Annotated in this window: 7 protein-coding genes; 1 reads left to right on the top strand and 6 read right to left on the bottom strand. The window is 50.9% G+C overall.

From position 1 onward, the window contains the following. The first annotated feature begins 72 nt into the window (after window positions 1-72). Entirely contained in the window at window positions 73-1,662 is a 1,590-nt protein-coding gene (locus IPM52_04605) for a transporter (GenBank protein MBK9290891.1), read from the top strand. Window positions 1,663-1,722: 60 nt separating this feature from the next. On the opposite strand, the gene IPM52_04600 is transcribed toward IPM52_04605, so the two are convergent. The 6 genes from IPM52_04600 to IPM52_04575 form a co-directional block, all read right to left on the bottom strand. Then, a complete protein-coding gene (locus tag IPM52_04600; protein MBK9290890.1) occupies window positions 1,723-3,099 on the bottom strand; it encodes a hypothetical protein in 1,377 nt (458 codons plus the stop codon). A 2-nt stretch (window positions 3,100-3,101) separates the two neighbouring features. Continuing rightward, window positions 3,102-3,830: an outer membrane lipoprotein-sorting protein gene (locus IPM52_04595; GenBank protein ID MBK9290889.1), complete on the bottom strand. Its 729-nt coding sequence runs from the start codon at window positions 3,828-3,830 to the stop codon at window positions 3,102-3,104. A gap of 2 nt (window positions 3,831-3,832) precedes the next feature. Beyond that, window positions 3,833-6,073, bottom strand: coding sequence for an RND family transporter (locus IPM52_04590; GenBank protein ID MBK9290888.1), 2,241 nt, complete (start codon window positions 6,071-6,073; stop codon window positions 3,833-3,835). A gap of 62 nt (window positions 6,074-6,135) precedes the next feature. Beyond that, entirely contained in the window at window positions 6,136-6,720 is a 585-nt protein-coding gene (locus tag IPM52_04585) for a TetR family transcriptional regulator (protein MBK9290887.1), read from the bottom strand. A 263-nt stretch (window positions 6,721-6,983) separates the two neighbouring features. Continuing rightward, the gene (locus IPM52_04580; GenBank protein ID MBK9290886.1) at window positions 6,984-8,876 is read right to left on the bottom strand and encodes a tetratricopeptide repeat protein; all 1,893 of its coding nucleotides are present in this window, start codon (window positions 8,874-8,876) and stop codon (window positions 6,984-6,986) included. A gap of 135 nt (window positions 8,877-9,011) precedes the next feature. After that, window positions 9,012-14,033 carry a hypothetical protein gene (locus tag IPM52_04575; protein MBK9290885.1) on the bottom strand — a complete coding sequence of 1,674 codons (5,022 nt, stop codon included), beginning with the start codon at window positions 14,031-14,033 and terminating at the stop codon, window positions 9,012-9,014. Between the last annotated feature and the right edge of the window lie 4 nt (window positions 14,034-14,037).

The following is a 14,037-nucleotide window of genomic DNA, read 5'->3' as shown; positions in this document are numbered from 1 at the left end:
AAGCGCACATTTTTCGGGGATTATCTTTTCAGCCTCAATTGCCTACTTTTGCAGCGCGAAAACAATCCCACTATGCAAGCCGATTTATATCATCAGGGCTATTTTGTGTTGTTTCTGATTCTGAGTCTGGGTATTGTCGTGGGAAACCTGAGATACAAAGGTTTCTCGCTCGATTCATCAGCCGTCATTTTTGTGGCATTGATTTTAGGACATTACGGATATACGGTGCCCGGGGAGTTTCAGACACTTGGTTTGTTGTTGTTCATTTTCACCATTGGTATTCAGGCAGGTCCGGGTTTTTTCGATGCCTTGCTCAAGTATGGCAGACGATTGATTGTTATAAGTTTTCTGGTGGTAGGTATTGCTGCCTTGATTTCTGGTCTGGCAATGGTTTTGCTGGGTATAGATATTCCGCTGGCTGTTGGCTTGTTCAATGGCGCACTGACCAGTACACCTGGTCTGGCGGCAGCCATCGAGGCCACAGGTTCGGCCGATGCTGCGGTTGGTTACGGATTGGCCTATCCCATTGGCGTGGTTGGCGTGATCTTGTTTGTCAGCCTCGCGCCCCGCTTGTTTGGTGTGAATCTCGATCAGGAAGCGAAGAAATATCTTGATGAATTGCACGATGATCACCCCGAACTCAGGAGTAAGGTTTTTAAAGTGACCAATCCTAATGTGGATGGACGAAGCCTTTCCGAACTTGACCTGCGTGCAATGACTCAGGCTGTTGTTTCGAGGGTGAGAAGTGGCACCAGAAGCTTTACACCATCAGCTGAAACAAGGCTTCAGGTGGGCGATTTGGTAAAAGCGGTAGGCGACGAGCAGGCTTTAAAACGCCTGGAAGTATTGCTTGGCGAAATAAGCGACGAAAATGTCGATTTTGATGAGTCTTATGTGGTTGAATGGTTGCTTGTTACAAACCGAAAAGTAGTGAGCCGGAGCCTAAAGGAGCTGGGGCTGGGAGCATACAATTGCACGATTACCCGCATACGCCGCAGTGGTATCGATCTCCGACCCATGCCACACAGTAAGTTGCGTTTTGGAGATAAAATTCTCGTTTCGGGTGCGGCCAGCAATATGCCACAGGTTCGGCTTCTCCTTGGCAATGATGAACGCAAACTGTCGGAGACCAACTTTTTACCTATTTCGCTTGGTATTGTAGCAGGTGTGCTGGCGGGCAGTATCAGCATCCCGCTCGGATTGTTCGATTTTAGTCTGGGCCTGACCGGAGGGGTTTTGCTCACTGCTTTGATTCTAAGCAACATAGGTAAAACAGGTCCTATTTTATGGAGTATGTCGGGCAGCGCCAATCAATTGCTGCGCAAACTTGGCCTGCTCATGTTTATGGCTACAGTGGGTACCAGCGCCGGAAGCAATATGGTAGAGGTGCTGAACACAAGTGGCCTGCAACTTATTGCTGTTGGTGCGGTAGTCACAGTTGTTCCAATGATTCTTGGATTACTCTTAGGTCACTATGTGCTCAAAATCAATTTCCTGACGCTGCTCGGTGTAATTGCTGGTTCCATGACCAGCACACCCGGATTGGGGGCCATCGATAGCAAAACCGAAAGTGAAGCTCCATCGGTCGGCTATGCCACAGTTTACCCTGCTTCGCTGGTGTTGATGATCATCTTTTCGCAGCTTTTGGCACGCCTGTTTTAAAAAATGCCAGCCTCAAAGCTGAAAAGGCTGGCAGAGTATTGATAATAAGTGTGAAAAGACTCAGAAGCTATACGAGGCTTTCAGAGTCAGCATGTCGTAATTGTTCATGCGGGCGAAGAGATTTTCCCCTTTGCCACCGAACAGCGTTGCCTTGAGGCCAATCTGAAAATCGGGAACCGGCTTGTAGGCGAGTTCGGGCATCCAGACAATGGCATGTTGGTTCTGAATGTCTTTGGCATCTTTGAATACAAAGGCACCGCTCAGTGGCGAAACGTTTAGCCTGTCGTTGATGAAGCTGCGCTCGAGCCTGATAGTGAGGTAGTTGTTCAGGTTATCGCGTCCGCGCTCGTGATAGAATCCATGTGCATACTGCAGGTTAAAGTAGGTGCCGTCTTTGAAGTGATAGTCTGTACCGAGTACCCATTTTAGCCAGGGTTTGTTCGTGTCCAGTTCCAGGCTGTCAGCAAAGGCTGGTAATCCGGGAAAGAATGGCGATACTGCACTGAGGTCCACAGTACTGATGTGGTTTTTGGCCGGAAGCGTAAGGGCGGCTTCGGCCCAGAGGCCTGCGCCACCAAGGCTGGTTGCCAGATCAGCGCCAAAAGTATGCAACCGGTTGAATCTCAGGTTCGAGATTACTGCGACTCCTCCGGATTCGTGTGGTAGCACGCGACTTGTGTCGAGGTAGGGCAGTCCGTCGTATGCATTGGAATAGCTTACTGATAGATCGAGGCCGGCAACGCGTCCTTTTGCACGCAGGCCCAGGGCCGCCTGATCCTGAAAACGGGGTTTCGGCATCCGGAGGTTTTGCTTCATATATGTCACTGTCAGCCCATCGGGCAGGGGTTTCTGCGGGGCAAACAGGGAAGCAAATGGCCCGACGGGAAGGTTGGCTGGCCTGAACCATGGGAGAAATACGAATTGCAGGTCAAACGACCTGGACGGGTAGTAATTGAGGCTGATGGCATCAATGCCTCTTCTTCGGCCAAAGTCGAGCACGTCTTCAAAATCCAGCGGATTCAGGTTGTCCGTGGGATTGATTTTATCGGCTGTGCCCCAGGCAATGCGCTGACGGCCTATGGTTAGGTCTATTTTCTCATCGAGAAACCCCTGCTTCTGCATCCAGGCTTCACGAATCTCGAGATCCCATGGATCGGTCTGGGTCTTCGAATAAAGCTGCAGAGGAGATTGCAGCATTGGCAGGCCAAAGTTGCGCAGCCAAACCTCGGTTCTGAATCTGGTCTGGCCGGGCAACCTTTGCTCAAATTTTAGGTTGAGCCGGTTTTCGCTCCATGCCCAGCTGGGAGTATCCTGCGTGAACCAACGCTGATCGCTGAGGAGCTCTCCTGAAAATTTTGTGACGGCCTCCTGTGCTGACAGTTCATTTACGAAGAGCAATAAAACTATGAATGTCAGGGTGTTAAACTTCGTTTTCATAACTACTCCATTAATTTTCTGATCGAAAAATCATCATTCGTCAATCCTGCGTCATATTTTACTTCTGTGAGTATCAGCCGGGTTGTCCGGTTTCGTTTCAGATCGGTCATCTTTATTTCGGATGCATTCCAGTAGTTGCCAATGCGCTTAAAGGTGTATTCTGCCTGTTTGACCTTATTGCCTGCCCTGTCGTAAAACTCCATAAATTCGGGATAGTGATGGGTTTTATTTACCCTTGCAATCACCTTGGAGTATTCGGAAGCCTTTTTGGGTTTAAGCTCGAGGAGGTAGTTTTCCCCGGCAGAAATGAGGGTGGGATCATACTTGCTGAGCAATGATGTGGCTTCGAGGTCGTCGTAAGTGAAGTCGGTGCCGGCAAATTGCTGGTTTTTAGCGCTTGAGGCTATCCGTCGCTCACGACCGAAAGCCGGCAGATAGAGGTACATCACATCGTTGGGCAGCGACAGGAATGCGATGCCCGCCTGTGAAGCAGGTGCGGTAAACCGGAACAGGCGCATGTCCTGTCCTTTCTGCCAGACCATAGCTTCGCGTTTTTCTTCCTTGCCAGTGCGATCGGTGATGACAATGGTGTTCTTGGCCGTCATGTCTTTTGCCGCAAACATCACCTCGTCCACTTTTTTCAGGATGCTTTGCGCATCCTGCGCTCCGGCCAGTTGGGTAAGCAACAGCAGAACTGTTGTCAGGAATCCGGTAACATTCAATGTTTTCATAACTATTTAATTTTAAGTGAGGTTTTTTCGCTGTACAGAATCAATGCGGGCAACAGGCTCAATGCGCTGAGGCCTGACGTGAGCATGCCCACAGCAACCAGTACCCCGAAATTTTGTAGTGGTGCCAGCTCCGAAAAAATCAGCACCAAAAAGCCAATACCCACCGAGAGTACGTTGATGGCCACAGCTTTACCGTTGTTTCCTATGGCCTCAATGATGGCATCATCCGGGAGCAGACCTTTGTCGCGAAACTGATAGTAAGCTGTGCTTATGTGGATGGCATAGTCAATCCCGATACCCAGCGCCAGGCTGCCCACGAGCACCGTGGCCACATCAAGCGGGATGCCCAGGAGCCCCATCAGGCCGGGCATCATCAGTGAAGTCACCACAACGGGTATGGTGGCCATCATGCCTTTGAACACCGAAGCCATCATCAGACTCACAAACAATGCTACCAAACCGGTGGCAATCAGCAGGCTGCTCACCTGGCTTTTTACAAGGCTGCGATTCAGGTTGTTATACACCGGTGTGATGCCCGTGAAACGGATGCGTATCTCATCCGTGCTGCGACTGGCAACATATTGGGTCATTTTTTCGGTAAAAGCCACAATATCGCCCGTGGTGATCGACGCAAACCGCGACTGAATCACAGCTTTGTTCATGTCGGGATTGACAAGGGTTTTCATTATGTCCTGACCTTCGATCAAAAACCAGAGCTGTTCGATCTTTGCCCTGTCCGCCGGAATTGTCCGGCCCTCGCCCATCACCTCGTTCATCCTGGCGATCAGGGAAGCCACCGACTGACTCACCTGCACATTGGGGTCCTCTTTCATGAACTTTTCGGCTTCCCACATTTGCAGAAGCAGTTCCGGGCTCTGCACATCGCCTTCGAAAACCAGAAATATTGGCATGGAGCCGCCAAATCTTTTCTGCAATACTTCCTCGGCTACACGCGATGGGAAGTCGCTCCGGAAATACTCTGTCATGTTTACACTGGTGCGGAGGCGGATGTAACCGGTGCCTGCCAACACAATAATAACCAGCCAGATAGCTATCGTGCGCCGCGGACGGGCCACCACGCGTCTGGCAAATGCTTCCAGCAGACTGTTCTTGTTATTCGCTTCCTGCCTTCTGCCCCGATATTTATTGCCACGCATTCCCGGAAACTGGAAATAGAGTGCCGGAACAAATACAAGCGCACTGAGCAGGGCCACAAGGGTGCCGGCAGCAGAAAAAAGGCCAAAGTCGCGTATGATGGTCAGGTAGGCGCCAAAAACAAACGAAACAAATCCAAAAACTGTGGTAAATGATGATAAACTGACAGGCAGGGCAATCAGCCTGAGCCGTTCGCCGATTGTTTCCGGATGAGCTTCATCGGCAGCATTCAGGCTGTTGATAATGTGGATGGTGTAGGCGCTGCCAACGGCAAGCAGCACCACAGGAATCACATCGCTGATAATCGAGAGCTGGTAACCCAGAAATGCCATCAGGCCAAGGCTCCATACCACAGCCATGCCCGCACTGAGCAGGGGCAGCAACGCTTGCCGGAGAGAACGGAAACCGGCATACAGTATTCCCAGAATCAGCAAAAAGACCAGGGGAACGAGCCGTACGATATCGTTGATTATAAGGTGATTGACGTCGTTCATCAGAATGGGCAGACCGCCAAAATACATTTCGAGGCCGGAGTATTGGCGGAGTTTGAGCCTGATGTCGTGCGCAATAGCTTCTTTGTCGGCTCCATCCTGCAAGGTATAAACCACAAGGGTATAGGTGCCGTCGTCCGAAACCAGCGCCGAACGATACATGTCGTTGTTGAGTACATATCGCCGGATGGAATCGAGCTCCTGTGCAGACTGTGGGATGTTCCACTGATCAATCAAAGGAGCAATTTCGATGCCCCAACCCTCATCGCGGATATCGATGACGTTGATGAGGCTGGTCACCTGACTCACCCCCGGCATCAGGGCAATGGTGTCGGTGATCTGGGCCAGTTGCTCCAGAAAAACAGGGTCGAACACATTGGCTGTGCCCACCACAACCATCCCCATGTCGTTGCCCCCGAATTCAGCCCCAATCTCCCGATAGAGGGCGGCCACAGGATCATCCTCCGGCAGTGCCGACAGGATGTCGCTGTTGATTTTCAGGCTCCTGAGCTGCCATGCCGCTACCAATGTGACCAGGATGAAAGCGCCGAGCACAGGCTTTCGGAACTTTTCGATAAAACTGAACAACTTCTTCATTAGCTATTTTTTTATAAATATTGACTTTATTGGTAAAATGGTCAGAACTATATCAAAAAAAATTATGTTTTGTTTTTGCGCAGGCTGTTGACAATCATATCGGCAAGCTCGAGCAGGGTAGGTTTGTACTCCTCGTATTTTCCCTGCACATAAAGCGGAATTTCGGTGCTGTGAATGACCACCATGATGATGTTGACCGTGGTGGGGATGTCGTTGATGCTGATGTAGCCTGCTTCTTTGCATTGGTCGAGGATGTGCCGGAGCTGGATGCGTTCGAACTGCTCGAATGCCTCGCGCACTTCTTTCACAAACTCGAATTTGTCGAAAAGGTCGGCTTTCAGGGTTTCGTGGTAGTTGGGCGCTTGCTGCATCAGCTCCATCCGCCTGAAAAAGTATTGCCGGAGCATCTCGAGCGGGTCTGTTTCTGCCAATACAATACTTCCCAGCTCAGCCTGAATCTGCCCGAGCTCTTTGCGGAGCACTTCGCGGAACAATTCCTCTTTGCTGTTGAAGTAATAGTAAATCACACCTTTGGCCTTATGGATGTGCCTGGCCACTTCGTCCATGGTGGTTTTGGCGAAACCAAAACGGGCGAAAAACATTCCGGCCGACTGGACGATGCTGCCTCTCACATCTTTTGCTGCCATCGAAAAACTGACTATTTTCAAATTTTGGTCAAAATTACATCAGCTTGTTTGCTGTGTCAAGCATTTTTTCCGTTTGACAAGAATTGGACTATGTAAAGTGCAGATAAACAGGAATATAGAAATATGTAGTTTTTGCAAGATGCTTCAAAACACTTTGAGGGGGCAGGAATAAAAAGCCTTCCTGGTCAGAAGTGCAATGTTTGTCCTGTTGAGATTGTTGAATGTGGCTATTGCGCAGAACGTCTTTGATCTTTATGCCGGGTTCATTTGCGGGGCAGGTTTCGCATCTTTTGTTCGAAGAGTTCGGAATCAAACGGATTGATTTTTTGGGTGGTCAGGTAGGCTTCACGGGCCTTGTCATATTGTTTCAAAGCGGCATAAGCATCTCCGAGCAGGAAGTAGTGACTGGTTTGCCCTGGAGCGAGGAGTTCGCTTTCGGTGGTGATCACTTTGATGGCATCGGCATGTTTGTTCTGCTGCATCAGCCATTTGGCTTTGGCGAGCGAGAACAGGTAATTCGGGCCATTGCTCACAGGACGGCTGAAGATTTGACTAAGTTGCTCGTTTTGAGAGTTTTCTATAAGAATATCGATGTACAAGAGTTGAGGTGAGATGGCTGTGGCGTCGAGTTCGAGTGCTTTGCTCAGCTTGGCTTCGGCTGCATAGTGTTCTCCGGCAAGGTGATGTGCCCGTGCCCGAAGGTACCAGGCTAAAGCGTTATCCGGCGCCTGTCTTAGCGCAGCATCAAAACGTTCGGCAGCCGCCTGGAGGTTGTTCGATTTCAGCATTTGCATGCCTTGTCGGATCAGGGCTACAGGAAGTTGCGCTTCACCGGCCTTTCCGGCTTTGCTTTTGTCCCGCCATAGTTCCAGCAGGATTAGCATTTCCGGGTCGGCACAACTATTCATAGCCCGGACGAGCACTTGTTCCGATTCGCCGTCAAAATTGAGCTTCCCAGCCAGGGAGAGGAATTCGCAATAAGGTTGAGGTTGCTTATCCTTTAAAGTACAGATGTGTTGCGTCACATCAAGGGGCAGCCAGGCGTATTCAGGTGATTCTGCCTTACGTTTTTCAAGGGCCTGAATCAGTGCTTCCAGGTCGTCGAGCCAGCCCATCGTGCGGAACTTTTCCTTTTTTCCGGGGCTCAGCTCTTCGCTCAGGGGTTGGCTTTTTTCGTCCAGATTGTTCAATAAAGCCTGAAAAATATATTCTGTAAAGGCACTGAAACGCTGGTCGAGGTAGCTCTGGCCTTTGAGCAGGCCGAAGAGCGAAGAATAATACTGGTTTCTTGCGCTTTCCATAATGTTTTGGAGTTCAGCTTCCCGGCTTTGTATCATCCCGGCATAGCTTGCTGAAGCCTTGAAACCCATGGATTTGTACCCTTCGGTAAGTCTGATAAACCGCCGGAGCTCTTCGGTTTCTTTTTCGAGGGCTTCGAGCAACTGCAATGAAGGTTTTTCATTAAATTTCTCCTGTGCCCGGTTGATGCGTTCCTGGTGGGCGGCCATGCCGTTGGTGAGTGCCTGCAGCGGTAGCTCGTCAGTGAGTTTAAGCGAAAAACTGATGGAAGACAGCTGTTTGCGCACTTCTTCCTGTCTCACAAAAGCTGTGGCCTTGTAGTATGCCTCCAGCCATTCGCCAGCCTGCATCAGCCGGTTTACTTCGTCGTGTGTAGCCTTGAATGCAGGATAAAAATCATAATACGTTTCATTGAGTTCCAGTTCCTCCGAGGTCTGTCCATCCTTCCCGAATACGAACGGCAAATGGGCGCGCGTTTCGCTTTTGGGGAATTCGAGTATGATTGCCTGAATTTTTTTGTCTTTTATTATAGGTTTTATGTTGGGCGTCAGGTATTTACCAGGTTCCGATTGCCACAGGGCAATCTTGGGAAACTCTTCTTTTACCTCTTTTTCGCTGAATTGCGGGCGGCTGTACCCCTGCGCAGGTTCTGCAAGAAAATAAACCCAGTCGCTGTTCCTGAAGTCAGAAGGCTGGATCGGAACATTACCCTCTTTATCGCATAAGCTGATCTTGATGCTTGTGACCGACTTGCCCTTTTCGCGCGTGATAAGTTCGACTGTTTGGCCATCAGTCCACAGGTGAGCAAAGAGAAACAGGCCAAGCAAAAGATTTCGGTTTGATAAGATGGTTTTCATGGTATCCTGGTTGATGAATCAAATTTAGTATTTACATACGAAAACCAAGGCAAAAGTTTTTCTTTCAAACATCTGAATTACATTGCTGTTAGCTCCGACATTGCCTGAATGAACAGGAAAGGGGTCTTGATGCAGTTACCAAATTATCAGCGGTATAGAAAATCTGTCGCCCTTGTTATCTCCAATAATGAGCTGATACCTTCCGGATTTCACAGGCAGATGGAGTTGGTGGTGTTTCTTACCCTCGATCTTACCTTGTAGGATTGTTCTGCCAAGCGCATCAATCAGAAACCAGTTGGATGTATGCGGTATGTCTGAAACAATGTTTAGCAGTCCGTTTGTTGGGTTGGGATAGATCTCGAGGAATAAACCATAATTGTTTTGCTCAATCCCTGTGACCAAACTGAAATAAGCCTCCAAAAGATGATTTGAACTGATGTTTTGGAGCAGATAGGTTTCCGGCGCGCCCATATTCACCCCATTCACCATCAAGGAGTCAATCCTGTAACCGAAATCAGGTTGGATGGAAAAGCTGACATTACTGCCATGGTTAACTGTGAAAGTGCCTGAAGGTGAAATGCTTCCTCCTGGACCAGCCATGGCCGTAATGGTGTAAGTGGCCGGCATAAAGACAGCATGGATTTGCTGATTCGAAAGTACGTTGGTGAAGACATAAAGCGAGGTTGCGCCAACATTTACACCATTCACAAGTACAGCTGCTATGATATAGCCTGGGTTTGGGTTGATTGTAAACTCCTGTGTTCCAAGATAAGGTACAGTCACTTGCCCTGCAGGACTAATGCTCCCGCCTGCACCGGCAGTGGCGGTGATGGTAAAAGTGATCTGGCTGAACTCAGCATGGATGATCTGGTTAGCTTGCACATCGGTGAAAGTGTACGAGCTCACAGTCCCAACGCTCTGTCCATTGACCAGCACATCGGCAATGAAATAGCCTGCATTGGGTGTGATGCTGAAAGTCTGGTTTCCGCCCTGAGGGACAATCACTTGTCCCGAAGGACTGATGCTCCCACCTGTACCGGCAGTGGCGGTGATGGTCAAAGTGATCTGGCTGAACTCAGCATGGATGCTTTGGTTGGCCTGCACATTGGTGAAGGTGTACGAGCTTAACGCTCCCACGCTCTGGCCGTTGACCAGCACATCTTCGATGAAATAGCCCGCATTGGGTGTGATGCTAAAGGTCTGGCTTCCGCCCTGAGGTACAGTCACTTGCCCTGCAGGACTAATGCTCCCGCCTGCACCGGCAGTGGCGGTGATGGTAAAAGTGATCTGGCTGAACTCAGCATGGATGCTCTGGTTAGCTTGCACATCGGTGAAGGTGTACGAGCTCACAGTACCAACGCTCTGTCCATTGACCAGCACATCGGCAATGAAATATCCCGCATTGGGTGTGATGCTGAAGGTCTGGTTTCCGCCCTGAGGAACAATCACTTGTCCCGAAGGACTGATGCTCCCACCTGTGCCGGAAGTGGCGGTGATGGTAAAAGTGATCTGGCTGAACTCAGCATGGATGGTCTGGTTGGCCTGCACGTTGGTGAAGGTGTACGAGCTCACAGTCCCAACGCTCTGTCCATTGACCAGCACATCGGCAATGAAATAGCCTGCATTGGGTGTGATGCTGAAGGTCTGGCTTCCGCCCTGAGGCACAGTCACTTGTCCTGAAGGACTGATGCTCCCACCTGCACCGGCCGTGGCGTTGATGGTAAAAGTGATCTGGCTGAACTCAGCATGGATGCTTTGGTTGGCCTGCACATTGGTGAAGGTGTACGAGCTCACAGTCCCAACGCTTTGTCCGTTGACCAGCACATTGGCGATGAAATATCCCGCATTGGGTGTGATGCTGAAGGTCTGGCTTCCACCCTGAGGCACAGCTACTTGTCCCGAAGGACTGATGCTCCCACCTGCACCAGCCGTGGCGGTGATGGTAAAAGTGATCTGGCTGAACTCGGCATGGATGCTTTGGTTGGCCTGCACATTGGTGAAGGTGTAGGAGCTCACCGCCCCAACGCTTTGTCCGTTGACCAGCACATTGGCGATGAAATATCCCGCATTGGGTGTGATGCTGAAGGTCTGGTTTCCGCCCTGAGGGACAATCACTTGTCCCGAAGGACTGATGCTCCCACCTGTGCCGGAAGTGGCGGTGATGGTAAAAGTGATCTGGCTGAACTCAGCTTGGATGGTCTGGTTGGCCTGCACGTTGGTGAAGGTGTACGAGCTCACCGCTCCCACGCTTTGTCCGTTGACCAGCACATCGGAGATGAAAAAGCCCGCATTGGGTGTGATGCTGAAGGTCTGGCTTCCGCCCTGAGGCACAGCCACTTGTCCCGAAGGACTGATGCTTCCACCTGCACCGGCAGTGGCGGTGATGGTAAAAGTGATCTGGCTGAACTCGGCATGGATGGTCTGGTTGGCCTGCACATTGGTGAAGGTGTAGGAGCTCACCGCCCCAACGCTTTGTCCGTTGACCAGCACATTGGCGATGAAATATCCCGCATTGGGTGTGATGCTGAAGGTCTGGCTTCCACCCTGAGGCACAGCTACTTGTCCCGAAGGACTGATGCTCCCACCTGCACCAGCCGTGGCGGTGATGGTAAAAGTGATCTGGCTGAACTCGGCATGGATGCTTTGGTTGGCCTGCACATTGGTAAAGGTGTACGAGCTCACCGCCCCAACGCTCTGGCCGTTGACCAGCACATCGGCAATAGAATAGCCTGCATTGGGTGTGATGCTGAAAGTCTGGCTTCCACCCTGAGGGACAACCACTTGTCCCGAAGGACTGATGTTCCCACCCGCACCTGCAGTAGCGGTGATGGTCAAAGTGATCTGGCTGAACTCGGCATGGATGCTTTGGTTGGCATGCACGTTGGTGAAGGTGTACGAGCTCACCGCCCCAACGCTTTGTCCGTTGACCAGCACATTGGCGATGAAAAAGCCAGAATTGGGTGTGATGCTGAAGGTCTGGCTTCCACCCTGAGGCACAGCCACTTGTCCCGAAGGACTGATGCTCCCACCTGTGCCGGCAGTGGCGGTGATGGTAAAAGTGATCTGGCTGAACTCGGCATGGATGCTTTGGTTGGCCTGCACATTGGTAAAGGTGTACGAGCTCACCGCCCCAACGCTCTGGCCGTTGACCAGCACATTGGCGATGGAAAAGCCCGCATTGGGTGTGATGCTAAAGGTCTGGCTTCCGCCCTGAGGGACTGCCACTTGTCCAGAAGGACTGATGCTCCCACCTGCACCGGCCGTGGCGGTGATGGTGTAGGTAATCTGCGCAAACTCAGCATGAATGCTTTGGTTGGTCTGCACATTGGTAAAGGTGTACGAGCTCACCGCCCCAACGCTCTGGCCGTTGACCAGCACATTGGCGATGGAAAAGCCCGCATTGGGTGTGATGCTGAAGGTCTGGCTTCCACCCTGAGGGACAGTCACTTGTCCCGAAGGACTGATGCTCCCACCTGCACCAGCCGTGGCGGTGATGGTAAAAGTGATCTGGCTGAACTCGGCATGGATGCTTTGGTTGGCCTGTACATTGGTAAAGGTGTACGAGCTTACCGCTCCCACGCTCTGTCCGTTGACCAGCACATCGGCGATGGAAAAGCCTGCATTGGGTGTGATGCTGAAGGTCTGGCTTCCGCCCTGAGTGACAGTCACCACACCCGAAGGGTTGATGCTTCCGCCGATCCCGGCCGAGGCTGTGATGGCAAACTGGGGTGGGGTGCTCCCAAAAGTAAAGAGAAATGGCTCGTTCCAGGTGCCAATCTGACTTTGATTTACAAAAGTCAGCGATTCATTGAGCTCAACAATGGTTGCTGTGCTCTGGAGCCATGCCTTGAAGCTGATGCTTTCGCCCTGACTTTGGTTGGAGAGTATGGTCAGAAAAATTCTTCCATCCTGACCTGATAATGGAGAGGCAAGGCCACGTACTTCGTTTCCGACAAATGCAGCAACTATATCCTGTGAAATGGTCGAATATGTGCCTTCTGGCAATAGTAATCTGCCCACAATCTGCATGTTATATTGCATGTTTGCAGGCGGCTCCCAGCCAGGTGGTTGGTTGAGGCTGGTGAAAATAGCAGTCACACTGATGTTCGATGTCACCGCAACATCCAGCCTTGGGTTGTCGGTTCTGCCATCGCTCCATTGCAGAAAAGCATATCCCGCATCGGGCACGGCAAGCACCGGATTTCCATTTTGGCCATAGGCTACCGATTGAGCAGACTGGCCCGAAATGCTGCCATTGGGACCGGCAAAATAACTCAGCGTGAAAAGCTGAGGCACAAAAGTGGCGTGAATCGTCTGATTTGCAGTAACATTGACGAAAGTGTAGCTCGCAGGACTGCCAACGGACTGACCATTAACGAGAACCTGATCAATGAAATGTCCGGCTGATGGTTGGATACTGAAACTTAAACCCGCGCCATGATTCACAGAAACACCCCCCGATGGGTTGATCGTGCCTCCAGGTCCCGCTGTGGCAATGATTTGATAGACAATTGGATTGAATACAGCATGAATGCTGTGATTTTGAACGACATTGCTGAAGGTGTAATTGGTGGGTGTGCCTACAGACTGGCCATCCACCAATACATCCGTGAGCTGATGGCCTGCAGACGCCTGAAAGCTGAAAGTCTGGCTACCACCCTGGAGCACACTAATCTGCCCTGAAGGAGCGATGCTACCTCCTGCCGAACTTGTTGCCACGATGACATAAGCGATGGGTAAAGGGGCAATGGTTAAAAGAAATGGCGTCTGCCAGTTGCCGACCTGTCCCTGGTCGCTGAAAACCAAAGTTTCATTGAGCTGAACAATCTGCGAGCTTGAGCTGATCCAGGCTTTGAAGCTGATTGTTTCGCCGGAGGTGATGTTTGAAGCAACGGTCAGAAAGATTCGGCCATCAGCTCCGGGCAGGGGAGAACCCACACCCCGGACTTCATCCCCCGAAAATGCAGCAACGATGTCGTTGGAATTTAGACTGTACGTGCCACCATCAAGCACAAGCCTGGCCACCACTTGCATATTGTATTGCATGTTGGCTGGCGCTGTCCATCCGGGTCCGGAAGCAATGCCATGCTTGAAAGATAGGAATAAAACCCAGAAAACCAGCATCAAAGCGGTAATGTTATGTCGAAATGGCTTCATGACA

Source organism: Bacteroidota bacterium (assembly GCA_016715945.1).
Lineage (GTDB): Bacteria > Bacteroidota > Bacteroidia > Bacteroidales > F082 > JALNZU01.
Note: the sequence above shows the minus strand (reverse complement) of the source record. Positions and strands in the feature narration are given on the sequence as shown.